Source organism: Plantibacter sp. RU18, assembly GCF_050613355.1.
GTDB lineage: Bacteria > Actinomycetota > Actinomycetes > Actinomycetales > Microbacteriaceae > Plantibacter.
In genome coordinates this window covers 669755-695053 of sequence record NZ_CP159618.1, presented here as the reverse complement: position 1 = coordinate 695053, position 25299 = coordinate 669755, and the positions used below count along the sequence as shown (strand labels likewise).

The following is a 25299-nucleotide window of genomic DNA, read 5'->3' as shown; positions in this document are numbered from 1 at the left end:
CGGCTCAGGAGGCGGACATCTCCTCCGCACGCGCGATCGCGGCTGCTGCTGCACGGTCGAACGTCTCGCTGAAGCCGGCCTCAGCCAACACCGCGAGTGCACGCTCCGTGGTGCCCTTCGGGCTCGTGACGTTGATGCGGAGCTGCTCGGCACTCTCCCCCGTCGTCGCCAGGAGCTCGGTCGCGCCACGGAAGGTGCCGTTCACCATCAACGTCGCCTGCTCTGGCGTGAAACCGAGGCCGATCGCCGTACGCGTCAGCTCTTCGACGAGGTAGTACACGTATGCGGGTCCGGAACCCGAGATGGCACTCAGCGCGTCGATCTTGGACTCAGGGATCACGACCACCTGGCCGACCGTCTCGAAGAGGGACGTGACGACTGCGAGCTCGGCTTCGCTCGAGCGGCAGCCAGGCGCGAGTCCTGTGACCCCGAGACCGACGTACGACGGCGTGTTCGGCATCGAGCGGAGGACCGAGACCGTCTCCGGCAGGGCGGCTTCGAACGCCGCCGCACGGATACCTGCGGCGAGACTGACGACGATCGTGCCTGGCTGCAGCTCGTCCGCGATCTCCGCCAGGAGGTCTGCGACCATGTACGGTTTCACACCGATGAGGACGATCCTCGCTGCGGCAGCCGCACGACGGTTGCCGTCTGGGTCCTGCTCGAGGGCGATGGACGTGACACCCGGCAGCTCGGCGAGGGGTTCGGCCTTCGCGATCGTGCGGTTGGTGACGCTGATGCCACCGTCGACCTCGACACCTGGCTGGACGAGACCGCGCAAGACGGCCCCTCCCATCGAACCGGCTCCGAGGATGGCGATGCTGGGCAGGCTGATCGTTTCACTCACCCTGCGAGTCTAGGCACGAGCGCGCGCCACGGCACCTCCCCGAACGGACGGGTCACTCGGCGACGCAGGCTCCCGACGGTATGGCCGCCTGCAGCGTGTCGGCCAGCGCGACGACCGGCAGGATCTCGTCCATGGCGAGCGCGTAGCCGATGGGGGCAGAGTTCGCATCGCGGGCGAAGATGACGCCCGTCACCTCGCCGGCCTCGGTGAGGAGCGGGCCGCCGGAGTTGCCCGGTTGGACCGTACCTGAGAGTGTGATGACCTGACGGCTGGTGGGGTTCGCGCCGGTGATGTCGGCCACCAGGCTTGGGCCGACGACGATGACCTGCGCCCCTCCGGCGGTGTACGGCCCACCGTAGGGATAGCCGGCGACGACGGCATTGGACCCGGGCGCCGGATTGGCGACGAGCGGCAGGGTGCGGGCCCCCAGGTCGTCGACGCGGATGACGGCGAGGTCGTCGACCGGATCGAAGTAAACGATGCGGCCGGCCCGCGGCATCTCGCCAGGGACCTCGACGACGGGGTTCGTGACGCCGGCGACCACGTGGGCGTTCGTCATGACGAGGTCGTCAGCGACGACGAAGCCGCTTCCCGTGAGGCTGCGCGAGCAGGACTCCGCCGTTCCGCTGATGCGCACGACCGACTGCGCAGCACGCTGGAGTGCTGCGGTCGAGGTGTCGAGCTGCGGTGCGGCCGGGACGTCGGTCGTGCCGCCGAAGGCCTCGATGACCCGCTGAGCCCCGCCGTCGACCACTGTCGATCGCAGCTGTGCCAGGGCGCTCTTCATCGGCACGGGCGTGACGCGGTCGATGGTGCCGATCACGGCGGACGACCCGACCGCCTGGGCGAGCAGTGGGATACCGAGCGAACCCACGCCGAGTGCCGCGGTGACGAGCACGAGCGCCGTCACCACGAGGTTGAGCGCCGCGCCGAGCAGGCGTTCGAGCCCCCGGAGCGGCGTCTGTCGGACCACCGAACCGACGGCTCCGCCGACCAGCGATCCGAGCGAGTACCCGATCGCGAGGATGACGATCGCTGCTCCGACCGCCGCCCAACCGCGCCACTGGGCGTCGGGCACCCAGGAGGCGACGAGTGGGATCGCGAAGAATGCACCGACGCCGCCGACCGCGAGCCCGATGATCCCGCCGAGGCTGCCGAGCAGCCCCGCACGCCATCCGCGGATCGTGAAGACGAGGAGGATGACGACGAGGACGATGTCGAGGATCACGCCGGGTTGCATCCTGCGATCCTGCCATCACCCGCCGACAGCGGGCTCAGGGAACGCTGGGAGCGGCCTCGCCGCCCGGACCGCGGAAGAAGTCAGTGAGGAGTCGCGAGCAGCGCTCCGCCTCGACTCCCGCGTACACCTCGACGCGATGCTGCAGGCGTCGGTCGCGGAGGACGTCGTAGACGGAACCGACGGCACCGGCCTTCTCATCCCAGGCTCCGAAGACCACGCGGGGGATGCGGGCCGCGAGGATCGCTCCAGCGCACATGACACACGGTTCGAGCGTGACCACGAGCGTCAGTTCGGTGAGGTGCCAATCCTCGAGCGCGGCAGCTGCAGCTCGGATCGCGACGACCTCGGCATGCGCCGTCGGGTCGGTGTGCAGCTCCCGTTCGTTGCGTCCGACGGAGACGACCGAGCCGTCGGGGCCGAGGAGCACGGCACCCACCGGGACGTCGTCGGTCGCCAGAGCGGCCTCCGCCTCGGCGAGCGCGAGTTCCATCCAGGCGGCGAACTCCGCAGGTGCGTGCATCCGTCATCTCCCCGAAATCCTCGTCGCCGCGCGAGCGACTAGATTGATCGTATGCGAGTGCACGTTGCCGACCACCCCCTCATCACCCACAAGCTCACGGTGCTGCGTGACAAGACCACCCCGTCGCCGGTGTTCCGCGCCCTCACCGAGGAGCTCGTCACACTCCTCGCGTACGAGGCCACCCGCGGTGTCACGGTCGAAGAGGTCAAGATCCAGACGCCCGTCACCGAGACCATCGGCGTCCGCATCAGCGAACCACGTCCGCTCGTCGTCCCCATCCTCCGCGCGGGCCTCGGCATGCTCGAGGGCATGGTGAAGCTGCTGCCGACGGCCGAGGTCGGCTTCCTCGGCATGGTGCGGAACGAGGAGACCCTCGAACCCACGACGTACGCCGAGCGTCTGCCGGACGACCTGTCGGACCGCCAGTGCTTCGTCCTCGATCCGATGCTCGCGACCGGTGGCTCGCTCGCCGCGGCGATCGACTTCCTCTTCGAGCGCGGCGCGATGCACGTCACGGCCATCTGCCTGCTCGCAGCCCCCGAAGGCCTCGAACGTCTCGAAGCGGACACCGCCGGCAAGGACGTCACCATCGTCCTCGGCGCCCTGGACGAGAAGCTCGACGAGAACGGCTACATCGTGCCCGGCCTCGGCGACGCAGGCGACCGCCTCTACGGCGTCGTCTGACCCTCCCCGCTTCCTCCGCCCCGGCCGGTTCGCCCAGAATGGTCGCCTGAACGGCGATGCCGCGACCGTTCGGGGCGAATCGCGTCCAGGTCAGCTGCGCTCCCACCTGGCAAGTACCACGCAATAAAACGTCATCTCGCGCATCCGCTTGACAGGATCACCGGAAATCCTGTTGTATTGCGAACTATGACGACCAACGCGCCCACCCCGACCTCCTTCGAGGCCCCAGGGTATGCCGGCATGATGATGCCCGGCCGCGCTGTCATGTGCTGTCGAATGTGTCGCTGACCCGACTCCAGGAGCACCGGTCCTGATCCCAGCGGATCAGCTGCCACCGCTCGATAGCAGCGCCGAGTCCGCCGCTCTCCCACCCGGTGAGCCGACTCCCGGACGCACCCCGTCCGTTCTCAGGCCACGCGCCACCTCCCGAATCGCGGGACCGCAACTGCCCACAGGCAGGCGGGATCACCGAAGCGCTTCGCGCACGATTCGCCCAGCATCATCATCCCCAAGGATTTCCGCTCATGTCTCTTGCAGCCGTTCAGACCCCTCGCCCCGTCCGCCAGCTCGCCGCCGTCGAGGACGCACCGCGCACCGCCACCCCACATGTCCGCGCCGTTCCTGCGGGCCCCGAGGCCCGTGGCTTCGTCCTCTACGTCGGACTCGACGAGGCCAAGGCGCAGGCCGCCGGTACGAGCCTCGGTGAGATCGTCGAGGCCATCAAGGCACTGACCGCTCAATTCGCTCCGGACGCCGAGACCCATGCAGCCGTCGCCCTCGCTCCCCGTGGGGCCGGTGGTCGCGACCTCGACGTCGTCCGCCTCGCCCTCCAGGACCCGTCCGCCCTCGCAGCACACCGCGACGAGGTGGAGGAAGAGGAGCAGGACCGCGCTCTCGCCGGCGTCGTCGTCGACATCTCCCGCAAGCGCCTCGTGCTCGACAACGAGGCCGCACCGCTCACCTACAAGGAGTTCGAGCTGCTGCAGTACCTCGTGCTGCGCGAGGGCCGCACCATCGAGCGGGCTGAGCTCATCTCCTCACTGTGGAAGGCCGGAGACGAGGAAGAGGTTCCGAACGAGCGCACGATCGACGTCCACGTCCGTCGCCTCCGCGCGAAGCTCGGCCGCTACGAGGACATCGTGCGCACCGTGCGCGGCGTCGGTTACCGGTTCGACCGTCACGCCGACGTCTCGATCCGCTACGCGAGCACCCCGTCGCCCGACCTCTTCTAGGCCGTCCCGCTGTCCACACCTCGACGGGCTCGGGGAACGGATGTCCGTTCCCCGAGCCCGTCGAGGTGTGATCGAGGATTGACCTATCGAACGCGCGGGGCCTTCGGCTTGTCGCCAGAAGCCACGACGGGACGCATCGCCAGCTTCCAGACGCCGAAGACGGCGATCGCTCCGGCGACCACGAAGAGCACCAATGCGTACCACGGCGCGTTCGACGCCTCACCGAGCACGATGATGCCGATGCCGACCGCGACGAGCGGGTCGACAACCGTGAGGCCGGCGACCACGAGGTCCGGCTGGCCGCTCTGATGGGCCTTCTGGACGAAGAATCCGCCGAGACCGGCTGCGACGAGCAGCGCAATGATGCCGACGACCGTGAGGCCTTCGAAGTTCTGCGTGATCACACGGTTGATGACGACCTTCGCCAGTGTCACGACGAACCCGTAGAGCACTCCCGCAGCGACGACGTAGAAGACGGTGTGCAGTTTCTGCCGCCATAACGCGTACGCGGCGCCGAGGGCGACGGTCACGACGCCGAGCATCACCAGGATGATGATGAGCTGCGGCTGGCGGATCGGTTCCTCGACCGCGTACAGCGCAGCGACGATCACGAACAGGCCGATGCCGGCGACGCAGAGCACCATGGCTCGCGTCTGCTCCTTCGTGATGCGCATCTTCGTGACCCTCGCGTTCAGCAGGGCCGTGATGACGAGCGCGATGGCTCCGAGCGGCTGCACCACGATGAGGGGCGCGAAGGCGAGCGCGACCAACTGGAATGCGATCGCCAGCCCGAGGAGCAGCGTGCCGATCAGCCACGATGGTCGGCCCAGCAGCTTCGGAAGCTGTTTGACCCCGAAGCCCGAGGTCGACGCCGCCTCGACCTTCCCGACGCCTCGGGACTGCAGCTGCGTCCCGACCGCGAGGAAGAACGCGCCGACGAGCGCGATGGGGATGCCGATCGCCTGGTAGGGCGTCACCGAGATGGTCGGGATGTCGACCTCGCCGATGAGCCCGACCGCCTGCGCCGCGACGCCGGCCGTGCTCGAGACGAGCAGGGCGCCGGCCGCGAGGACGGGGAACGTCGCGTCCGCCATCACTTGGCCGCCGCGCTCGTGCCGACCGCCGCCTTGGTCTCCGCGTCACCGAGTTTGTTCTCGGGCACCACCTTCGCGTCCTGGCTCGGGAACACGACCTTCTGCACGATGATGATGATCGACGCCGCGACCGGGATCGCGACGAGCGCACCGAGGATTCCGCCGAGCGCACCGCCGCCGAACGCCGCGATGACGACGAGGGCACCCGGCACGGCGACAGCCTTGTTCATGATGCGCGGGCTGAGGATGTACGCCTCGACCTGCATGTAGATCAGGTAGTAGATGATCGCGATGAGCGCGGTCACCGGCGAGACGAAGAGGCAGAGCGCACTGTTGATGATCGAGGCGCTCAGGGTTCCGACGAGCGGGATCATCGAGCCGATGAACGCGATCAGCGCGAGCAGCGGCGGGAACGGAGCGCCGATGATGCTCAGGAAGATGAAGCTCAACACGCCGTTGACGAGCGCGAGCCCCACCTGGCCGACGACGTAGCGACCGACCGCCTGCGTGATCTCCTCGAGCACCTGGGCGAAGCCCTCGCGGCGGTAGGCCGGGAGGAAGCGGTACGTGACCGCCTTCATGGAGCGGAGCGATGCGAGGAAGTAGAGCGTCAGGATCAGCACAATGATGGAACCGGTGATGCCGGAGGCGACACCGGCGCCCACGGCCACGATTCCGCCGCCGATGTTCAGCAGGTTGTTCGGGTCCTTGAAGAAGGAGAACACGTCGCCGAGAGCGGAATCGATGTCGAAGGTGTTGCCGACGGTGTTCTGCACCCAGGCGACGAAATCGCTGTTCAGGAACTGCTGCGAGATCTTCGGGTAGTCGTTCACCAGGTTCGAGATCTGCGTCACGAGCAGCGGCACGATCGCGAAGATGATGCCGACGAAGGCGCCGATCACCACGAGGAACACGACGGCGATCGCGAGTCCACGCGGCAGCTTCTGCTCGAGCCATGACACCAGGGGGTCGAGCCCGAGTGCGATGAAGAGGGCCACCCCGACGTAGATCAGGGTCGTGCTCAGCTGCGTGACGATGCTGCCGAGGACCAGTGCGACGAGCACGCCGATTCCGCCGACGAGGCCGATGCGGAACGCGTTGATTCGCACGCTCGGCGAGGACGGCTGGAGCGCCGCGACCACTGCGGCAGACGGCGGTGAGCCTGCCGCGATGGCCTTCGCGGCCTTCTCGCGCTTGGCCTGCTCATGCCTCTCGCGCTTCGCCTGGCGCTCCTCCGGGCTGGAGGAGAATCCCGGCAGCCGCAGGTTCAGCTTCTTCATCGTGACATCTCCTCGGTGGTTGTGGTGGTGCGTTCGGTGGTTGGTTCGGAGGCGTCGTCTCCGACGACGGAATCGAGCTCGGCGACGTGCACGTCGTTGACGGCCACGTCGATCTCGCCGACGGTCATCCCGAGCGTGACGCCGATGGCGTTGGCGATCTCAGCGCGGACACCGGCCGCGACGTCCTGGACCGGGTGCGGGAATTCGACGACGATGACGGCCTTCACCGAGACGACGCCGTCCTCGCTCGTCACCGAGATCCCCTGCGAGAGGTCGGTCTGGCCGAGGACGTCGCGCAGGACACCGATCGCGCGGGCGGTCCCGTCGCCGAGAGCGTGGACGCCCGGCACGCGCGAAGCCGCCACCCCGATGACCTTGCCCACCACGGCGTCTTGGACGGTGGTCGTCCCTGGAATGTGCGAATCACCCGCCGTCGCCTCGGGGTCGGGTTGGAATCTGTACATCCTGCGTCTCCTTCGTACGGCGGTCGCGTGGACCGTCGCTCTGTGCCTACAGTAGTGAGACGGAGCGAAGCTCGGAGATGTCACGGTCCGATCCGGACAACCGCCGAGAACTTTTTTCGCACCTGACGACGACGATGGGGGCTGCATGGTGGTGACTGATCCGTCGCGGACCTCTGGTCGCCTCCTCGATCAAGCGACGGACCGGACACTGGTCGAACGCTGCGTCGACGGCGACATGCGGGCGTTCGAGGTCATCATCACGCGCTACGGCCGGATGATGAAAGCCTACGCGGTCAGGCTCACGCGCTCGTCCGCCGACGGCGACGACGTCGTGCAGGAGGCGCTGATCTCGGCCTGGAAACGCATCGACACGCTCGAGGACGGCGCGATGGTGAAGAGCTGGCTCATGCGGATCGTGAGCCGTCGGGCCATCGACCTGATGCGACAGCGCAAGGACACCGAGTCGACGGACGACGCGATCATCGAAGCGCCCGAGCAGGACGGCCCTGAGCGCAAGGCGGAGGCCTCGTCACAGCTCGGCGCACTGTCCGAGGCACTCGATCGGTTGCCTGCCGGACAACAGCAGGCTTGGGTCCTCAGGGAGATCGGCGGATACTCGTACGAGGAGATCGCCGAACAGCTGGGGCAGAGCGTCGCGAGCGTCCGAGGAAGCCTCGCACGTGCACGGGCGACACTGGTACGAGAGATGGAGGGGGTGGCGATGAACGACGACGACCGAAGCTCCGAGCAGCTCGCGGCGGGTGGTTGCGCACACGGCATCGACGCCCTGAGCGACTACCTGGATCGTGACATGCTCCCCGCCGATCCGACGATCGACGAATCGCCGGAATGCCAACGGGTACTGCGCTCGCTCCGCCGCGTGCGTGCACTGGCCACACCGTTGATCGAGGCCGACGAGGCCGCGGTCACGACGCTCGACCAGGGCTGGATCCGCGGGATCATGGAGAACATCGAGCGCGAGGCGAAGGCCGGACGCGACATCCCGTTCGCCATGGCCGACGAGGCCGCCACGCTGGTCATCACCGAGGGCACTGTCCGTGGGCTCATTCGCGGGGCCGGCGATCGCACTCCCGGCATCCTCGTCGGCCGGTGCATCCTGGACGGCGATGTCAGCGTCGTCGGCGAACCCGTGACGCTGCACGTCCGAGTGAGCATCGGGTGGGGGCGCCCGGTCACCGAGGCGATCGCACAGTTCCGCGACGAGGTGGCTACCGGCCTGCGCCAGCACACCGACCTGGTCATCGCCGCGCTCGACATCATCGTCGACGATCTGCACTTCGAGGTTGCGGAGACCGAGGGGTCCAGGGAGGCCAGCGATCATGAGTGACACGACCGACACGGGTGAGGACCTCCAGCAGCTCGCGGCCACACTCGACGGCGTCGTCCTGGGCGTGCCCGGCGTGGTCGGGCTCATTGCAGCACAGCCGACCGTCCTGCGCGCTGCGAAGGAGACCGTCGGCGTCCTGCTCGGAACTCCCGTCCAGAGCGCCCGCGTGAGCGTCAGGCGCCCTCGAGGCTCCGTCGTCGTCGAGGCGAACATCGCTGTCGATTCTGATCAGGCGGCGCCGGCAGTCGCTCAGGCGGTCCACCGCGCCATCGTCGACGCGCTCCCCCGCCCCGACGCCGAGGACGCCGAGGGGCGCGCCATCACGGTGCGCGTCGTCGACGTCGTCCCGAGCGCAGCCCACTGACAACCGAGCCGCGCTCAGTTCCCGCTTCGCGCTTCGCGCTCGGAGCGTCATCGGACAACTCCCAGCAAAAATAACAGTTCGATAACTACCGCTCGTTACCGATCTGTTATATGGTTTTGGAACGTTAGTTGTTTTGCTGTGGCAACTGACGGAATGTGATTGCAGGACACTCTTGGTGCAAGGGAAAGAGAGCCGGTCGTAGCCTCTGCGACCGGCTCTCGTCATGTCCGGACCCGCCTGCCCGCGCACTGACGCACCGGTGAAGCGCCGTCCAGGATAGATTCAGGTGGAGGAGTGCCCAACACCAGGAGGCAGCATGGACGAGAGACGACTCGCGGTCACCGCGTGGGAGGCCCTCTTCCGCGCCCAGGTCGACGTCATGCGCCACCTCTCCCACGACTTCCCGAGTCACGGCATCTCGCTCAACGAGTACGACGTCCTGCACACGATGTCCCGCGAACCGGACCGGCGCATCCGGCTGCGCGAGCTGAACTCGCGCGTGCTCCTCTCCCAACCGAGCATCAGCCGCCTCATCGACCGTCTCGCCGCACGTGGCCTGGTGGGCAAGTGCCCAGACCCCGACGATGGTCGCGGCACCTACGTCCGGATGACCGACGAGGGCTACGAGGTGTTCAGGAAGGTCGCCGTCAAACACGGCACCACGATCGCCGAGCGGGTGACCACCTCGCTCAGCGCCGAGGAGATGGCGACACTCACCGCCCTCAGCGACAAGTTGCGCGGCAGCTGAGACCCCGCTCGCACCCCGTCACTGTCGTGTCCGATTTCCGCTAGTCCCACCGTCCACCGCGTGTCAGACTCGACGCATGAACAGCACGCCGGGCATAAACTTCGCCGAACGGTACCGCGCCATCCAAGCTCGCGATCAGCGCTTCGACGGCCAGTTCATCACGGCCGTGAGCTCCACCGGCATCTACTGCCGCCCCTCCTGCCCGGCGCGCACCCCGAAGCCCGAGAACGTCACCTTCTACGCCACGAGTGCCGCGGCTCATGAGGCCGGCTTCCGAGCGTGTAAGCGCTGCCTCCCGGAAGCGGTGCCAGGCACGCCTGCGTGGAACCTCCGGAACGACGTCGCCGCCCGCAGCATGCGTCTCATCGCCGACGGCGTCGTCGAGCGCGAGGGGGTGCCGGGGCTCGCGACACGCCTCGGCTACTCCGGCCGCCACCTCACCCGCATCCTCTCCGCAGAGCTCGGTGCGGGCCCGCTGGCACTCGCTCGCGCGCACCGCGCCCAGGGCGCGAGACAGCTCCTCACCGGCACGGAGCTGTCCTTCAGCGACATCGCCTTCGCAGCAGGGTTCTCAAGCATCCGACAGTTCAACGACACCATCCAGGAGGTGTTCGAGCTGACGCCCTGCCAACTCCGCGCGAAGCACCGGTCCGTGGGCGAGCAGGCCGCAGGCTCCATCACCCTCTCGCTGCCGTTCCGGCGACCGTTCGACGCGAGCGGGATCTTCGCCTGGCTCGCGCCGCGAGCCGTCGATGGTGTCGAGCTCGCCGGACCCGACCACTACTCGCGACTGCTCGCACTGCCGGGCGGGACCGCCTGGTTCGACGTGCGGCAGGTGGGCGACGAACTGCTGCTCACGGCGGAGGTCACCGACCTCGCCGACCTGCCGGTGCTCGTCTCGCGCGTCCGTCGCCTCTTCGACCTCGACGCCGACCCGTCTGCGGCCGATGCCCTCCTCGCAACCGACCCGCACCTCGCGGCATCCGTCGCGGCCACGCCGGGCATCCGGCTCCCAGGCGCCGTCGACCCGGAGGAGATGCTGTTCCGCGCGATGGTCGGCCAGCAGATCACCGTCGCCGCCGCCAGGACCCAGCTGCGACGCCTGGCCGATGAGGTCAGCACGACGGTGCCGGAACGTCACGGCCTGCACCGTCTGTTCCCGACAGCAGCGCAGATCGTCGCAGGCGGGCGCGCGGCGCTCGTCGGCCCCAGAGCGCGGATCGAGAGCGTGCTCGGCGTTGCCGAGGCTCTCACGAGCGGCGAGCTGGCGATCGGCTTCGGTGACGACCGCGACGAACTCCGCACCCGCCTGCTCGCGATGAAGGGCATCGGCCCGTGGACCGCGGACTACGTCAGCATGCGCGTCCTCGGCAATCCGGACGCCTTCCTCCCGGGCGACGTCGCCGTCCGCAGCGGCGCCGGACGCCTCGGCCTGCCGAGCGACCCGAAGTCGCTCACCGCCGCGGCCGAGGCGTTCGCCCCGTGGCGCTCCTACCTCTGTCTGCATCTCTGGAAGGCGTCGTCGACCCAGGCCTCGACCTCCACCCCATCAGCCCTCGAGAAAGGTCCAGCAGCATGACCGTCATCAGCGCAGCAACCCGAGCCGCCACACCCCAGGTGTCACGGCTCACCGCCATCAGCCAGACCATCGACACGATCGACGGGCCGTTCACGGTGCTCGCCCGTGAGGACGGTGCCGTGCTCGCCTCCGGCTGGTCGGACGACCTCGAGACGATGCTCGGACGCATCCGCCCGGCCGATCGTCCGGCCGGGACCAGTGCAGGCACGGTCGTCGCCATGGACGCCGTGCGTGCCTACTACGACGGTGACCTCACCGCCATCGACGAGGTTCCTGTGGCCCAGTTCGGCGGCCCGTTCCGCACGCACGCGTGGACTGTCCTCCGGACGGTCACGGCGGGGCACCCGGTGACGTACACGGAGTTCGCCGCGGCCAGCGGACGCCCCTCCGCGGTGCGGGCTGCGGCGAGCGCCTGCGCGACGAACGCCCCCGCGCTGTTCGTGCCGTGTCACCGGGTGCTCCGCACCGACGGCTCGCTCGGCGGCTTCGCCTGGGGTCTCGACGTGAAGCGTTCCCTGCTCGACCGCGAGGCCGCTCTGAGCTGAGGTCTGCCCTCGACGAGCTCGGGGACCGGAACGAACCGAACCCGCCCACCGAGCCTGTCGAGGTGCCGCCGCCGGAACATCAACCCCCGGAGATGGTCCGTGTGACGACGTAGGCTGACGGGATGGCTGCTCCGACGATCGTCTGGTTCCGCGACGACCTCCGCCTGGCGGACAACCCGGCGTTGAGCGCTGCGGTCGAGCTCGACTCGCCCATCCTCTGCCTGTACATCCTCGACGACAGCACCCAGCTGCGCCCGCTCGGTGGAGCCTCCCGCTGGTGGCTGCACCACAGCCTCGAGGCCCTCGGTCACGACATCGAGAGCCTCGGCGGGACGCTCCTCCTGCGATCGGGCAGCGCCGCGACGATCGTGCCGGAACTCGCTGCGTCGATCGGCGCCGGCGCCGTCCTCTGGAACCGCCGCTACGGTGCCGCTGAGCGCGACATCGACGCCGGGATCAAGTCGCAGCTCAAGGAGTCGGGCCTCGATGCGCGCAGCTTCGGGGCGAACCTGCTCGTCGAACCATGGGAGATCGTGACGGGGCAGGGCAGCCCGTACTCGGTGTTCACCCCGTTCTGGAAAGCGAGCCTGCAGCGGCACGCGGCGAGCCCGCCGAGACACCCGTTGGCTCCTCCGACCGGGCTCACCGCCCTGTCCTCTCCCCCGCACGGCGACGAGCTCACCGAGTGGGAACTGCTGCCCACCCGTCCCGATTGGGCCGGGGGTCTCCGCGAGCACTGGACGCCCGGCGAAGCCGGCGCCGACGAGCGTCTCGCCGACTTCCTCGACGGCGGTGTCGACGGGTACGCCGAAGAGCGCGACTTCCCCGCGCGCCCCTCGACGTCCGGCCTCTCCCCGCACCTGCGCTTCGGCGAGATCAGCCCGCAGCAGATCTGGTACGCCACCCGCGACGGTCGCCGACACCTCGGCGACGACGGCGCGACATTCCTCAAGGAGGTCGGCTGGCGTGAGTTCGCGTACCACTGCCTCTTCGCCTTCCCCGAACTCGCGACGCGCAACTGGCGCGAGTCGTTCGACCGCTTCCCCTGGCCGGAGGTCGACCAGGACGCGTTCACCGCGTGGACGACCGGCCACACCGGGGTGCCGCTCGTCGATGCCGGGATGCGCGAGCTCTGGGCGACGGGCACGATGCACAACCGCGTCCGCATGGTCGTGGCGTCGTTCCTGACGAAGAACCTGCTCATCCACTGGCGGCTGGGAGAGGAATGGTTCTGGGACACGCTCGTCGACGCCGACCCAGCGTCCAACCCGTTCAACTGGCAATGGGTCGCCGGTAGCGGCTTCGACGCCGCGCCCTACTTCCGGATCTTCAACCCGGAGCGCCAACGCGAACGGTTCGACGCCGACGACACGTACATCCGGCGCTGGGTGCCCGAGTACGGGACGGACGAGTACCCGCAGCCCATCGTCGACCTCGGCGAGACACGGCACGCCGCGCTCGCCGCCTACGAGCAGACCAAGGGCGCCTGAGCCCCGCCCACTGAGCCTGTCGAAGTGCCGGGACGGACAGCCCCACGAGGAGCTCGGGGGAACGAAGCAAGCTCGGGAGACACAGAGCGTCCGCGGCGCGGTCGCGCTCAGCGCGGGCGGAAGAGGCCTGCGCGCTGGGCGGCGGCGATCGCTGCGGAACGGTTGGAGACGTCGAGCTTCGTGTAGATGTGCGCAAGGTGCGACTTCACCGTCGTCTCGCCGACGTGCAGGCGCCCGGCGATCTCGAGGTTCGTGAGTCCTTCAGCCGCATTCGCGAGCACCTCGATCTCCCGGGCGCTCAGCGCCTGCTGCGGCGCGCTCACCCGTGCGACGAGTCGGGTCGCGACGGCCGGCCCGAGCACAGAATTCCCGGCAGCCGCGGATCGGATCCCGGCGATGAGGTCCTCGGGCGCGGCGTCCTTCAGCAGGTACCCGGCAGCCCCCGCCTCGATCGCTCCGAGGATGTCGGCATCCGAGTCGTAGTTCGTGAGGACGAGGACCGACGGTCCCCCGGGCAGCGCGGTGATCTCCCGCGTCGCGTCGATACCGGTCGGACCGTCACCGAAGCTGAGGTCCATGAGGACGAGGTCGGCGGATGGTGCCGCGGCGACCGCCTCGGCCGCGGTCGCAGCCGTGCCCACGACGACGACGTCGGCGACCGGTGCCAACACGGCGACGAGGCCGGCACGCACGATCGGGTGGTCGTCCGCGATCACCACTCGGATGGCAGAGGCGTCCGTGGTCTCCTCGGTGGGCTCGGTCATCAGCGCTCCCATCCCATCGGCCCTGTCGGTCGACTCATCGTCCAGGCTCCGCGAACCGCACGGTGACCGTCGTCCCGGCCCCTGACGAGCTCCGCACCTCGACGTCACCACCGAGCTGGGCGATCCTGCGCCGCATCGACACGAGCCCGAACGACCCGCCGGCGGCGCGGTCGACGAACCGCTCGGGATCGAACCCGATCCCGTCGTCGTCGATGTCGAGGATGACCTCTTCGTCGAGGTAGCTGAGCGTCACGTCGGCACGGCCCGCGCCGGCGTGCTGCACGACGTTTGCGAGGCTGCTCTGCGCAACCCGCAGGAGCGCCGTCGTCACGGGAGTGCTCACGAGGATCGGCTCCCCGGTGACCGTCATCGAGATCGGAAGGCCGCTCTGCGCGCTCGTCGTGGCGGCGAGACGTTCGAGGGCGTCGGCGATGGTCGAACCGACGAGTGCCGGCGGGCTGAGTTCGTCGATGAGGCTGCGCGTCTCCGCGAGCGCCGTGGCCGCGGCCTCCCTCGCCAGGCCGATGTGCGATCGGAGCTGCTCCGTGTCGATCGTCGCGGCTCCTGCCGAATCGCCGGCCGCCCGCTCGGCTGCGTGCAGGAGGAGCTGGATGCTCGAGAGCGCCTGGGCGACGGTGTCGTGGAGCCCGGCGGCGAGGCGTTCCCGCTCGGCGAGCTTGCCGGTCTCTCGTCCTCGCGCGGCGAGCTCCTCGCGTGCCGCGACGAGTTCGGCGATCAGCTGCTCGCGTTCGGCCGCCTCACGGGCGAGCGCCTCGTACCCGAGGCCGATCGCGACGGCGACGGCGGCGCCGACGAGCGGGCCCACGACTCCGCCGACGCTGAAACCCGAGTGCACACCGATCGCGACGATGGCGGCGAGGGTCGCCACCACGACGGCCGGCACCGCGACCGCCCGCGGCAGGAGGTGCAGGTAGAGGAAGAACAGCGGGAACACGAGGTATGCGGCGTCCGGGCTGAGCAGGACGAGGACGAGCCATTCCAGCGTGAGCAGGACCAGCCAGGCGACGACGATCGGCCCGTGGCGCGGAGCGACATCCGCGGAGGCTCGCGACGACGCTGCGTCCGCGGCGGTGCGACGCGCACGAGTCCCGAGCGCAGCCCCCGCGGCGTAGCTCACGACCATGACGACCGCCAGCACGATGGCGGGTATGGCCGTCGCGCCGCCGACGGTGAGCGAGCGCACGATCACGAGTGCGATGAGCGCGGCGACGAGCGCGTGCAGACCGAGTTTGAGAGCGGTGAACACGGGGCTGAGGGCCGAGTGCGTCATCCGCCCAGCGTACGCGGACGGTCCAGTCGGCGAATCATCAGAAAGGTGGAGGGCGGCGTCCACCCGACGGCCGCGCAGGACCGTCCCGGCCGACGATGCCCTTCCGGCTTCCGCTCGCGAGCATGGAAGGGTGCTGCACCGCGGAGACTCCGACGGGCGGCACGCAAGGAGATCCCATGTTCGTCGCCTGGCGCGACATGCGCTTCGCCACCGGTCGCTTCGTGCTGATCGGGGCGGTCGTCACCCTCATCACCCTGCTCGTCGGTTTCCTGAGCGGCCTCACCGCCGGACTCGCGAACCAGAACATCTCCGCGATCACCGGGCTGGGAGCGTCGAGCGTCGTCCTCGCCGAGCCGGCCGACGGTGAACAGGTGAGCTTCGCCGATTCGACGCTCGACGCGGACGCGGCCGCCGACTGGGCTGCGCTTCCGGGCGTCGAGCGGGTGCAGGAACTCGGCATCAGTCAGACGCGGGTGACCGCCGACGATGCTCGGACCTCGGTGTCCGTGTTCGGAGTCGAGCAACTGGGCACCGATGTCTCCACTGCATCGACAATGGAGACCCCTCGTCCCGGCACCGTCCGCCTCAGCCGGACCGCCGCTGATGCGCTGTCCGTCGTCGACGGCGACACGGTGACGATCGCCGGCACGGACCTCGACGTCGCCGGCGTCGTGGACGACCAGTGGTACAGCCACACCCCCGTGGTCTGGACGTCGCTCGCCGACTGGCGGTCGATGCAGACCTCGATGGGTGCACCGAGCAGCGGTTCGACCGCCCTCGCGATCACCGGCAGCCCCGATGCGAGCGACGTCGCGGCGGCCGAAGGCAGCACGGGCACCGTGTCGAAGGACGTGCTGTCGTCGCTGCTCGCGATCGGTTCGTTCCGCTCGGAGATCGGCTCGCTGCTGCTCATGGTCGCGATGCTGTTCGGTATCTCCGCCCTCGTCATCGGCGCATTCTTCACCGTCTGGACCATCCAGCGCGCGGGCGACGTCGCGATCCTCAAGGCCCTCGGCGCGACGACGGGCCGGCTCACCCTCGATGCGTTGGGCCAGGCCCTCGTACTGCTCGTCCTCGGCGTCGGGCTCGGTATCGGGCTCACTGCCGCACTCGGCGCTGCGGCCGGGACCGCTCTTCCATTCGTATTGAGTCCGCTGACGACGGTCCTGCCTGGCATCGTCATGATCCTGCTCGGACTCGTCGGGGCGGCGTTCGCACTCCGTTCCATCCTGTCGGCCGACCCGCTCACTGCGCTCGGTGGCAACCGGTGAGCGCCGCATGCTCTGCCGGACCCCACCGCACCACCGTCGCACAACCCGCCCACACCACCGGAGGCACCGCATGATCACCCTCACCGACGTCACCCTCACCTTCCCCGACGGCGACAGCCGCGTCACCGCAGTCGACCATGCGAGTCTCGCGGTTCCGGCGGGCACGGTCGCCGCTCTCACCGGTCCATCGGGTTCCGGCAAGTCCAGCGTCCTCGCGGTGGCCGCCGGGCTCATCCGGCCCGACAGCGGCTGGGTGGAGGTGGCCGGCGTCGACGTGGCCTTGCTCGATCGCCGAGCGTCGACGGACTTCCGGCGCACGAGGCTCGGCATCGTCTTCCAGCAGGCGAACCTCCTCCCCTCGCTGACGGCCGTCGAGCAGCTGTGCGCGCTGCACGAGCTCGGCGGACGTGTCTCGCGCGGGAGTCGCGCTACGACGAAGGACCGGGCGCGGATGCTGCTGGCAGCGGTCGGGCTCGCAGACCAGGGCGACAAGCGACCGCACCAGCTGTCCGGAGGTCAACGGCAGCGCGTCAACATCGCCCGCGCGCTCATGAACGAGCCGCAGGCACTTGTCGTGGACGAACCGACGAGCGCGCTCGACCACGAACGCGGCTCCGCGATCATCGACCTCATCCTCGAGCTGACGGAGACGTCCGGCGCGGCGACCCTGCTCGTCACCCACGACCGCGCCCACCTCGACCGCATGGACCAGGTGCTCGTCATGCAGGACGGCAGGCTGTCCGTCGACGCTCAGGTCGCCAGTACCCCAGCGCTGGCGCGCCAGGCCTGACGACGGGAGCCCTCGGCGATAGGGTGATGCCACGTCGAGAGAGGACCGCCATGCGCACCGTCACCCGAGCACTGACCGTCATCGCGATCCTCGGAGCGGTCCTCGGCACAAGCGCCTGCACCAGCGGCACTCCCTCCGGGCGGAGCTCAGCGAGCGACGCAGGCGTGATCGCTCCCGTGATCGTGCAACTCGCCGACCAGGACGGACGGACGGTGAGCGTCGGCCTCGGGAACGTCGTCGACCTCGTCGCCGTCGACCCGAAGGCCTGGACGGCGAAGATCACCGATCCGTCGATCGCGGAGTTCGTCGCCGGAGGCACCCGCGGTGGCGCGACGTTCAACCCAGGCGTGCAGCCGCTCGCGGTCGGCACCACCGAGGTGACGCTGACGAACGACTCCGACGACACGACGGTCGTGTTCACCCTCGAGGTGACGGAGTAGGCGCAAGCGGCCTACGCGTCGAGGTAGCGGCAGAGGTACGCGGTGGCGACTTCGACCTCGAGCTGGAAACTGCTGCTGCCGGGGACGCTGAACTGCGCGCCCGGGCCGAAGTCCTGCCACGCAGTCGTGCCCGGGAGCAGGACGCGCAGCTTGCCCGATACGACCGTCATCTCCTCGGCCTTGCCCGTGCCGAACGTGTACTCCCCCGGTGCCATCACGCCGACGCTCGCGGACTCGGCACCCGGCTCGTTCGTGGCGAAGCCGATCGACTTCACGTTGCCGTCGAAGTACTCGTTGCTCGTCAGCATGGGGGCCTCTCGTCGTGATGCTCGACCGCTGTGGCCGAACCAGCCATCATCGTAGCGGCTCGGCGAAGAAGGCCTCCTCGTGCGCCGCGGAGGCGAGGAAGGCCCGCCGCATGCGCTGTACCCCGCCCGCGTCCGCCCGCGCAGCCGCACGGCCGACGATCTCGACGGCCCGGTCGCACGCGACCGCGAAGGACGGGTCGGCATAGGTGTCGAGCCACGCCGCGTACGGATGGCCCTCGTGCGACGAGCCGACCAGACGCTCGCCGAGATCCTGGTAGATCCAGTAGCACGGGAGCAGAGCAGCGACGACGGTGCCGTAGTCGCCGTCGACGGTCGACGCGTGCAGGTGGTCGAGGTACGCCGTGGTGGTGGACGAGGCGTCATCGTCCATTCCGTCGACGGCATACGCACTCGACCAGCTGCGGTGCAGCTCCATCTCCGCCTCGATCGAGCCGACGGCGCCCTTCGCCCAGAACACCTGCTCCTCGGGTTCGGGCGCGAGGGCGCTGGCACGCGCGAGCACCCTCGCGTAGGCGCGCAGATAGATCGCGTCCTGCCGCAGGTACCAGGCGAACCGCGCGGGGTCCAGTGACTCGTCAGCAAGCGACTGCACGAACGGCAGGCGATCGATCCGCTCACGGACCTCGACGATGTCGTCCCACCACGATGCGGTGATCGCGCTCCCCCGCGCAGCGACGGTCGACTCCGATGTGCCGATCCCCGCCGCCGTCCACAGCGCTGCGAAGTGGTTGATCGGCCCGTTCCCGGAGCCGACCTCGAGCGCATCGGCGTGTTCAAGGCTCGACGTCAGCCACGCCTTCGCCGTCTCCAGCGCTTCGGCCCAGGAACCCGACTGTGCGACGAGTGTCGCCATCGCGCTCGAGAGGGAGCACCCGGTGCCGTGCGTGTTCAGTGTGGCGATGCGAGGGCCGGTGAACTCGACGACGGTCCTGCCGTCGCCGAGCCGCCCCGCGGCGTCGACGAGCGCATCCGGGACACCCTTCGACGGGCTCACGGACCGGGGTTCGTGCTCGTTCCGGAACGTCGAATCGGTGAGGTGACCACCCTTCACGAGCACGGTCGTGCCGCACCTCGCCGACACCGCCTGCGCCTGGACGAGGGCTTGGGCCCAGGAGGCGGCGACCGGTTCACCGGCGAGGACGGCGAGTTCGGGGAGGTTCGGGGTGACGAGGTCCACGAACGGGAGCAGGGCGCGCATGGCGGCCTCCGCGTCGCTCTGCAGCAGCCGGTCGCCACTCGTCGCGACCATCACCGGGTCGAGGACGACCGGCCCGGTGGGCGTCTCCTCCAGCCACGAGCGCACGGCCTCGATGATCGTCGCATCGCCCAGCATGCCGATCTTGACCGCGTCGATCACGACGTCATCGGACACCGCGTCGAGCTGCTCGCGGAGGAAGGCGATCGGTGGGACGTGCACGCTGCGGACGCCATGGGTGTTCTGCGCGACGAGCGCGGTCACCACGGCCATGCCGTACCCGCCGTTGGCCGCGATGCTCTTGAGGTCGGCCTGGATCCCGGCACCGCCCGTCGGGTCCGTTCCGGCGATGCTGAGCACGCGAGGAACCGTGCGCGGCGTGATCGGACGCTGCGTGTCGGCAGCGGTGATCGGTGCCAGGATCGGTGTCGTCGTGCTCATGCCGATGCCTCCGTCCACGCGGCTCTGAACGCCCTCGAAGCCGCAGCCGGATCGTCCGCCGAGCAGATGGCCGAGACGACGGCGAGTCCCGCTGCACCGGCAGTTCGAAGCGCGGCGGTGTCGGCGAGGGACACACCGCCGATCGCGACGCACGGCAGCGGGGTGGCCGCGACGATGTCCGCGAACCCGTCGAAGCCGAGTGGCTCCGGGTGATCGGGCTTCGTGCTCGTCGGCCGGATGACGCCGACACCGAGGTAGTCGACCGTCCCGACCGGAAGCTGCGCGACGGCCCCGAGGTGCGCGCGGGTGTTCGCGGTCAAACCGATGACGGCCGCCGACCCGACGATCCGACGGACGGCGTCGACCGGGAGATCGCTCTGACCGACGTGGACACCATGGACGACCGCGCCAGCGGTGCGCGCTGCGAGGAACACGTCGACGCGGTCGTCGACGAGCAGCAGCGCCCGGCCGGCGACGACGTCCGCCACGCGCATGGTCAGCTCGAACAGCTCACGAGCGGTCGCGGTCTTCTCGCGGAGTTGCACCGCGGTGACACCGCCGTCGACCGCACGACGCACGACGTCGAGGACCCCGCGGTCGCCGCTCAGCGCCGCGTCGGTGACGAGGTACGTCGCGAGCCCGCGTCGGACGAGGGCGGCATGCGAGCGCGCTGCGTCGACGGGCGAGTCGACGGTGGCGCTCACGCGATCACCGCCAGCTCGCGTACGTCGCTCGCCGCGATGAGGTGGAGGCGGTCGAGGAACGCCGGAGCGAACGTACCGGGGCCCTGCGTCGCCGCGGCGGCCTGCTGCGCGGCGATCGTGTAGACGGTCGTCGCAGCGACGGTCGTCAGCAGCCGATCCTCGTCGAGCGAGGCGAACGCGGCGAACACTGCGCCGAGTGCGCATCCGCCACCGGTGACGAGCGTGAGCCACGCGTGCCCGTTGGAGCATCGGACGGTGCGCTCTCCGTCGGTGATGACGTCGGTCGGGCCCGACACCGCCACGATCGCGCCGGAGGACCGGGCGATGGTGGTGGCGGCATCGATCGCGCTGTCCACCGAGTCAGTGCTGTCGACGCCGCGGCCCCCTGCTCCGAGGCCCGCCAGCGCGATGATCTCGCTCGCGTTCCCACGCACGATCGTCGGTCGCAGGGCGAGGAGCTCGGCTGCGAGCGCGGTGCGGACCGGCAGGAAGCCCACCGCGACGGGGTCGAGTACCCACGGTGTCCCGGCCTCGTTCGCAGCCGCTGCCGCTTCCAGCATGGCGATCCGTTGTTCGGTCTGCGGCGTCCCGAGGTTCACCAGGAGCCCGGAGGCGATGCGCGCGAACGGCCCAGCCTCGGTCGGGATGTCGGTCATCGCCGGGGCACCGCCGACCGCGAGCAGGACGTTCGCGGTGAAGTTCGTCACCACCGCGTTGGTGATCGACTGCACGAGCGGCGTGCGTGCACGGAGCTGGTCGAGGAGCTCGGCCGACAGCTCGACGAGGTCGTCGACACAGGCGCCGGTGGACGGGTGGGCAGACTGCTGCGGTGTGCGAATGCTCATTCGCGACATCCCTTCGCTAGTACGAACTAGATCAGGTTCGACGGGTGTGTTCTCAGCCGGATCGTCTCGCGATCAGGCACCCCGTGTCACTCGCCACCACCATAGCGGTTCGGCCCGGCTTCCCGTCCAGCGCGCAGGCGAGGATGATGGAGGGATGGATTTCTTCGAGCTCGTCACCACCGTCTTCGAGGTCGCCGGCGTCGGCGCGATGGTCGTCGGCTTCATCATCGCCATCGTGCTGTCGGCCCAGCTGCTGTGGCGCACGCGCGACGGAGAGCGCGCGTTCCGCATGCTGCGCGAGACGATCGGTTCGGTGATCCTGCTCGGCCTGGAGATCCTCGTCGCCGCCGACCTCGTCAAGACGGTGACGTCCACCCCGTCACTGACCGACGCGGCCGTGCTCGCGATCATCGTGGTCATCCGCACCCTGCTGAGCTTCTCGCTGCAGATCGAGATCGAGGGCACGCTCCCGTGGAGGCGCCTCGCGACGACCGGTCCGCAGCAGTTCGGCCGCGCGGTCAAGCGCGGCGGCGAGCGCACGCAGCGCCTCGCCGAGGAGCAGGATGCGGCCCCACCGTCCACACCAGCGTCCGGCACGCAGTTCCCCACGCAACAGGCACCGGCTCAGCAGGCGGACGGCACGTATGCCGGTCAGACGCCGCAACCCGCTGCGGGCGCCAATGCCGGGCCGGCGATCGCCCCGCCGATCCCCGACGACGAGGCCGGCTTCCCCGAGCTCCGCAGCCGAAGCTGATCGGCAGTCAGGCGACGACGGCCGCCGCTGCCGGCCGGCGCCCCGCCTCGGCTACACGGACGACTTCGGCGACTGAGCCCGGACACCGAAGACCGGGCCCGCCCTACGCCTCGTGCACCCCCGGCGTGAGGAGGCCGCTTTCGTAGGCGCGGATGACGAGTTGGACGCGGTCGTGCGCATGCAGCTTCGTCATGACCCGATTCACGTGGGTCTTCGCGGTGTGCGGGGAGATCGTCAGGTCGCTCGCGATCTCGCCAGTGGAACGCCCACGGACGATGAGCAGCAGCACCTGGCGTTCGCGTTCGGTCAGCTGCGCGAACTCCTCGGCCGACCACACCGTGGCCGTGGCCGGAGCCGTCGGCGGCAGCACGTACTTCACGATGAGGCGGCGGATGGCGGCGGGCGAGAGCAGGGCATCGCCTGCGTGCACGGCCCGCACGGCCGCGACGATCTCCTCGGGCTCTGCACCCTTGACGATGAAGCCGCTCGCGCCCGCCCGCAGCGCCCCGACCAGGTACTCGTCCTCCTCGAAGGCGGTGAGGATGAGCACCCGCGTCTCGGCGAGTGCCGGGTCCTGGCAGATCTCCGCCGTTGCCGCAATGCCGTCGAGCTCGGGCATGCGGGTGTCCATGACGACGACATCCGGGCGGAGCCGGGCCGCCAGTGCGACCGCCTCGCGGCCGTCCACCGCCTCGCCGACGACCTCGACGTCCGGGGCGCCGGAGAGGATCCCACCGACGGCCTGTCGGATGAGTCGTTGGTCATCGACGATGAGTACTGAGGTCTTGAGGAGGTCTCCGGTCCGAGTGGGATGTCCGCGGCGAGGCGGTAGCCGCCGGGGGTGCGACCGGCCGTCACGCTCCCGCGGACGGAGGCGACGCGCTCCCGTAGCCCGAGCAGTCCGTACCCGCCGCTCGGAGCAGTGGACGACCCGCGCAGGGGCTCCGCGACCGGATTGGACACGATGATCGACAACCGGGCGTCGTCGGCCGTGATGAGGACGTGGGCTCGGCCCTCGACCCCGTGCTTGTGCGCGTTGGTGAAAGCCTCCTGGATCACGCGGTAGGCGACAAGGTCGACCGCGCCCGGCAGCGACGCCAGCTCGCCCTCGGTGCGGAGCTGCACACTGAGGCCGGTCGTCGAGAACTGCTCGATCAGCGCGTCCAATCCGTCGAGTCCCGACTGCGGGGCACGGACGGCGCCCTCGCCCTGCTCCGCGGTCCGCAGGACCTCGAGGAGCGAGCCGATCTCCCCCCAACACCGAACGGGCCGCGCTCCGGATGACGCTGAGCGCCTCTCTTCCTCACCGCGAACACCTCGGTGCTCGACAACGTGATCCTTCCGCTGAAGATCGCGGGTGTCGGGCGGTCCGAGCGTAAGCGCCGCGGCATGGCCGTGCTCGAACAGCTCGAACTGGCAGACAAGGCCAGGAACAAGGCTGTGAACCTGTCGGGCGGCCAGAAGCAGCGCTCGGTGATCGCCCGCGCGCTCGTGAACAACCCCCGGGTGATCTTCGCCGACGAGCCCACCGGCAACCTCGACACCGCAACCGGGGCGGTCGTCGAGGACATCCTCTTCGCCTTGAACCGCGAGAACGGCATCACACTGATCGTCGTCACCCACGACGAGGAACTCGCAGCCCGCTGCGACCGACGCATCATCATCCGAGACGGCCTGCTGGTCGAGGACACCACGAGGGCAGCCGCATGAAGACCATGGACCTCGTCACAACGGCGCTCTCCAACACCTTCCGATCCAAGACGCGGACGGTCCTCACCATCCTCGCGATCTTCGTCGGTGCATTCACCCTCACCCTGACGAACGGTCTCGGCACCGGCATCAACGCGTACATCGACGACACCGTCGGCGCGGTCGGCGGCTCCGACACGATGACGGTGACGAAGGCCGATGGTGGCCAGACGGCGTTCGGCACTCCGGGTTCCGGCCCCGCCGAGTACAACCCCGACAGCATCTCCGCCGGTCTCAGCCCGGGGCCCCTCCCGGATCGACGGTCGTCGCGCTCTCCCCGAACGACCTCGGCACGCTCCGCGGGGTCGACGGCGTCCTCGACGTGCAGGCCGCGAAGACGATCTCAGCCGACTACATCGAGGCCGGCTCAGGCACGAAGTACGTAACGAGCGTCGGCAGCCTCATCGCTGACCAGACCGTGAAGCTCACGGCTGGCACTGAGACCGACGACGGTTCGGACGCCCTGCAGCTCGTCCTCCCGCAATCGCTCGTGGAGCCGCTCGGGTTCAGTGACGACGACGCAGTCGGTTCGACCGTCGACCTCGCCATCACCGACGCCACCCGCACCCAGCACACCATCGAGGCGACGGTGACGGGGGTCGCCGAGGAGACGCTCGTGGGCGGCGCCAGCGCGAGCGTGCTGCCGAACAGCGCGCTGACCGACGAGCTGTTCACGACGCAGAACATCGGGGTACCGACCGATCAGGCGGACCGCTACGCCCAGGCCACGGTCTGGTTCAGTCCGGACGCGACCGACGCGGACATCACCGCCCTGAAGGACCATCTCACTGCCGCTGGCTACACCGGCACCACCGTCGCCGACACGCTCGGCACCTTCACGACCGTGATCGACGGCATCGTGCTCGTGCTGAACGCCTTCGCCATCATCGCCCTGCTCGCGGCGGGCCTCGGGATCGTCAACACCCTGCTCATGAGCGTCCAGGAACGCACCCGGGAGATCGGGCTCATGAAGGCCATCGGCATGAGCAGCGGCCGGGTGTTCACCCTGTTCAGCTTCGAGGCCACGTTCATCGGCTTCCTCGGGAGCGCGATCGGTGCGGGCATCGCGATCCTCGCAGGGACGGCGATCAGCGCCGCGCTGTCCGGTTCGCTCCTGGCCGACCTGCCCGGGCTGAACCTCATCGCCTTCGACCCGGCGTCGATCGCCGTGATCATCCTGGTGGTGATGGTGATCGCTTTCCTGGCCGGAACCCTCCCCGCGGCACGTGCCGCGAAGGCCGACCCGGTGGAGTCACTGCGTTACGAGTAGCACGGGCCACGGCTGGAGCGT

Annotated in this window: 28 protein-coding genes, 1 pseudogene and 1 riboswitch; of the genes and pseudogenes, 16 read left to right on the top strand and 13 right to left on the bottom strand. The window is 69.4% G+C overall.

What is annotated here, in order from left to right; translation table 11 throughout:
* Positions 1 to 4: 4 nt before the first annotated feature.
* Genes proC through tadA form a run of 3 tightly spaced genes read right to left on the bottom strand, consistent with a single transcriptional unit; the run spans position 5 to position 2607 of the window.
* A complete protein-coding gene (gene proC, locus ABMA10_RS03260; protein WP_347866838.1) occupies positions 5 to 847 on the bottom strand; it encodes a pyrroline-5-carboxylate reductase in 843 nt (280 codons plus the stop codon).
* Positions 848 to 899: 52 nt separating this feature from the next.
* Positions 900 to 2087: a MarP family serine protease gene (locus ABMA10_RS03255; protein ID WP_347866837.1), complete on the bottom strand. Its 1188-nt coding sequence runs from the start codon at positions 2085 to 2087 to the stop codon at positions 900 to 902.
* Between the two features lie 34 nt (positions 2088 to 2121).
* The gene (gene tadA / locus ABMA10_RS03250) at positions 2122 to 2607 is read right to left on the bottom strand and encodes a tRNA adenosine(34) deaminase TadA (RefSeq protein WP_347866836.1); all 486 of its coding nucleotides are present in this window, start codon (positions 2605 to 2607) and stop codon (positions 2122 to 2124) included.
* A gap of 51 nt (positions 2608 to 2658) precedes the next feature.
* Here tadA and upp point away from each other — a divergent pair, with 51 nt between their 5' ends.
* Together upp and ABMA10_RS03240 are read left to right on the top strand one after the other, a co-directional pair.
* Positions 2659 to 3291, top strand: coding sequence for a uracil phosphoribosyltransferase (upp, locus tag ABMA10_RS03245; RefSeq protein WP_347866835.1), 633 nt, complete (start codon positions 2659 to 2661; stop codon positions 3289 to 3291).
* A 524-nt stretch (positions 3292 to 3815) separates the two neighbouring features.
* Positions 3816 to 4523, top strand: a complete 708-nt coding sequence (locus ABMA10_RS03240) for a winged helix-turn-helix domain-containing protein (protein ID WP_347866834.1) — start codon at positions 3816 to 3818, stop codon at positions 4521 to 4523.
* A gap of 83 nt (positions 4524 to 4606) precedes the next feature.
* Here ABMA10_RS03240 and ABMA10_RS03235 read toward each other — a convergent pair whose 3' ends face one another.
* Genes ABMA10_RS03235 through ABMA10_RS03225 form a run of 3 tightly spaced genes read right to left on the bottom strand, consistent with a single transcriptional unit; the run spans position 4607 to position 7361 of the window.
* Entirely contained in the window at positions 4607 to 5617 is a 1011-nt protein-coding gene (locus ABMA10_RS03235; RefSeq protein ID WP_347866833.1) for a DMT family transporter, read from the bottom strand.
* Entirely contained in the window at positions 5617 to 6897 is a 1281-nt protein-coding gene (locus tag ABMA10_RS03230) for an AI-2E family transporter (RefSeq protein ID WP_347866832.1), read from the bottom strand. Before ABMA10_RS03230 ends, ABMA10_RS03235 begins: the two co-directional genes overlap by 1 nt.
* Positions 6894 to 7361 (bottom strand): Asp23/Gls24 family envelope stress response protein, encoded by a 468-nt coding sequence (locus ABMA10_RS03225; RefSeq protein WP_347866831.1) that lies wholly within the window; start codon positions 7359 to 7361, stop codon positions 6894 to 6896. Before ABMA10_RS03225 ends, ABMA10_RS03230 begins: the two co-directional genes overlap by 4 nt.
* Before the next feature lie 145 nt (positions 7362 to 7506).
* On the opposite strand from ABMA10_RS03225, the gene ABMA10_RS03220 reads away from it, so the two are divergent.
* The 6 genes from ABMA10_RS03220 (at position 7507) to ABMA10_RS03195 (ending at position 13435) form a co-directional block, all read left to right on the top strand.
* Positions 7507 to 8709, top strand: a complete 1203-nt coding sequence (locus tag ABMA10_RS03220) for an RNA polymerase sigma factor (RefSeq protein ID WP_431031170.1) — start codon at positions 7507 to 7509, stop codon at positions 8707 to 8709.
* On the top strand, positions 8702 to 9073 hold the full coding sequence (locus ABMA10_RS03215; RefSeq protein WP_347866828.1) for a hypothetical protein: 372 nt from the start codon (positions 8702 to 8704) through the stop codon (positions 9071 to 9073). The genes ABMA10_RS03220 and ABMA10_RS03215 overlap by 8 nt, the downstream gene beginning before the upstream one ends.
* Positions 9074 to 9389: 316 nt before the next feature.
* Positions 9390 to 9821, top strand: coding sequence for a MarR family winged helix-turn-helix transcriptional regulator (locus ABMA10_RS03210; RefSeq protein ID WP_347866827.1), 432 nt, complete (start codon positions 9390 to 9392; stop codon positions 9819 to 9821).
* A gap of 76 nt (positions 9822 to 9897) precedes the next feature.
* A complete protein-coding gene (locus ABMA10_RS03205) occupies positions 9898 to 11400 on the top strand; it encodes an AlkA N-terminal domain-containing protein (protein ID WP_347866826.1) in 1503 nt (500 codons plus the stop codon).
* Positions 11397 to 11945 (top strand): methylated-DNA--[protein]-cysteine S-methyltransferase, encoded by a 549-nt coding sequence (locus ABMA10_RS03200; protein WP_347866825.1) that lies wholly within the window; start codon positions 11397 to 11399, stop codon positions 11943 to 11945. The genes ABMA10_RS03205 and ABMA10_RS03200 overlap by 4 nt, the downstream gene beginning before the upstream one ends.
* Positions 11946 to 12067: 122 nt before the next feature.
* Positions 12068 to 13435, top strand: coding sequence for a cryptochrome/photolyase family protein (locus tag ABMA10_RS03195; protein WP_347866824.1), 1368 nt, complete (start codon positions 12068 to 12070; stop codon positions 13433 to 13435).
* A gap of 107 nt (positions 13436 to 13542) precedes the next feature.
* Here ABMA10_RS03195 and ABMA10_RS03190 read toward each other — a convergent pair whose 3' ends face one another.
* The gene (locus tag ABMA10_RS03190; protein WP_347866823.1) at positions 13543 to 14199 is read right to left on the bottom strand and encodes a response regulator transcription factor; all 657 of its coding nucleotides are present in this window, start codon (positions 14197 to 14199) and stop codon (positions 13543 to 13545) included.
* 34 nt (positions 14200 to 14233) lie between these two features.
* Positions 14234 to 15490: a sensor histidine kinase gene (locus ABMA10_RS03185; protein ID WP_347866822.1), complete on the bottom strand. Its 1257-nt coding sequence runs from the start codon at positions 15488 to 15490 to the stop codon at positions 14234 to 14236.
* Between the two features lie 176 nt (positions 15491 to 15666).
* On the opposite strand from ABMA10_RS03185, the gene ABMA10_RS03180 reads away from it, so the two are divergent.
* The 3 genes from ABMA10_RS03180 (at position 15667) to ABMA10_RS03170 (ending at position 17991) form a co-directional block, all read left to right on the top strand.
* Entirely contained in the window at positions 15667 to 16761 is a 1095-nt protein-coding gene (locus tag ABMA10_RS03180) for an FtsX-like permease family protein (RefSeq protein ID WP_431031169.1), read from the top strand.
* Positions 16762 to 16831: 70 nt separating this feature from the next.
* Positions 16832 to 17551, top strand: a complete 720-nt coding sequence (locus ABMA10_RS03175; RefSeq protein ID WP_347866820.1) for an ABC transporter ATP-binding protein — start codon at positions 16832 to 16834, stop codon at positions 17549 to 17551.
* Positions 17552 to 17601: 50 nt separating this feature from the next.
* Positions 17602 to 17991 carry a hypothetical protein gene (locus tag ABMA10_RS03170; protein ID WP_431031168.1) on the top strand — a complete coding sequence of 130 codons (390 nt, stop codon included), beginning with the start codon at positions 17602 to 17604 and terminating at the stop codon, positions 17989 to 17991.
* 11 nt (positions 17992 to 18002) lie between these two features.
* On the opposite strand, the gene ABMA10_RS03165 is transcribed toward ABMA10_RS03170, so the two are convergent.
* The 4 genes from ABMA10_RS03165 to thiM form a co-directional block, all read right to left on the bottom strand.
* Complete coding sequence (locus ABMA10_RS03165) at positions 18003 to 18299, bottom strand: pyrimidine/purine nucleoside phosphorylase (RefSeq protein WP_347866817.1); 297 nt, start codon at positions 18297 to 18299, stop codon at positions 18003 to 18005.
* A gap of 46 nt (positions 18300 to 18345) precedes the next feature.
* Positions 18346 to 19956: a bifunctional hydroxymethylpyrimidine kinase/phosphomethylpyrimidine kinase gene (locus ABMA10_RS03160; RefSeq protein WP_347866816.1), complete on the bottom strand. Its 1611-nt coding sequence runs from the start codon at positions 19954 to 19956 to the stop codon at positions 18346 to 18348.
* A complete protein-coding gene (gene thiE, locus ABMA10_RS03155; RefSeq protein ID WP_347866815.1) occupies positions 19953 to 20660 on the bottom strand; it encodes a thiamine phosphate synthase in 708 nt (235 codons plus the stop codon). Before thiE ends, ABMA10_RS03160 begins: the two co-directional genes overlap by 4 nt.
* Positions 20657 to 21505 (bottom strand): hydroxyethylthiazole kinase, encoded by an 849-nt coding sequence (thiM, locus tag ABMA10_RS03150; protein WP_347866814.1) that lies wholly within the window; start codon positions 21503 to 21505, stop codon positions 20657 to 20659. The genes thiE and thiM overlap by 4 nt, the downstream gene beginning before the upstream one ends.
* Positions 21497 to 21599, bottom strand: a riboswitch (TPP riboswitch). It overlaps the preceding gene by 9 nt.
* Positions 21600 to 21659: 60 nt before the next feature.
* Here thiM and ABMA10_RS03145 point away from each other — a divergent pair.
* Complete coding sequence (locus tag ABMA10_RS03145) at positions 21660 to 22259, top strand: DUF1622 domain-containing protein (RefSeq protein WP_347866813.1); 600 nt, start codon at positions 21660 to 21662, stop codon at positions 22257 to 22259.
* Positions 22260 to 22362: 103 nt separating this feature from the next.
* Here the strand turns inward: ABMA10_RS03145 and ABMA10_RS03140 are convergent, their stop codons facing one another.
* Positions 22363 to 23031 (bottom strand): response regulator transcription factor, encoded by a 669-nt coding sequence (locus ABMA10_RS03140; protein WP_347866899.1) that lies wholly within the window; start codon positions 23029 to 23031, stop codon positions 22363 to 22365.
* 251 nt (positions 23032 to 23282) lie between these two features.
* Here ABMA10_RS03140 and ABMA10_RS03135 point away from each other — a divergent pair, with 251 nt between their 5' ends.
* From ABMA10_RS03135 to ABMA10_RS03120, 4 genes and pseudogenes are all read left to right on the top strand, one after another.
* The gene (locus tag ABMA10_RS03135; RefSeq protein WP_431031544.1) at positions 23283 to 23543 is read left to right on the top strand and encodes a hypothetical protein; all 261 of its coding nucleotides are present in this window, start codon (positions 23283 to 23285) and stop codon (positions 23541 to 23543) included.
* Positions 23544 to 23558: 15 nt separating this feature from the next.
* A pseudogene (locus ABMA10_RS03130) lies at positions 23559 to 23969 on the top strand (ABC transporter ATP-binding protein); the annotation flags it as partial.
* Positions 23966 to 24394 carry an ABC transporter permease gene (locus tag ABMA10_RS03125; protein ID WP_347866812.1) on the top strand — a complete coding sequence of 143 codons (429 nt, stop codon included), beginning with the start codon at positions 23966 to 23968 and terminating at the stop codon, positions 24392 to 24394. The pseudogene ABMA10_RS03130 and the gene ABMA10_RS03125, both read left to right, overlap by 4 nt.
* Positions 24331 to 25278, top strand: coding sequence for an ABC transporter permease (locus tag ABMA10_RS03120; RefSeq protein WP_347866811.1), 948 nt, complete (start codon positions 24331 to 24333; stop codon positions 25276 to 25278). Before ABMA10_RS03125 ends, ABMA10_RS03120 begins: the two co-directional genes overlap by 64 nt.
* Positions 25279 to 25299 lie beyond the last annotated feature (21 nt).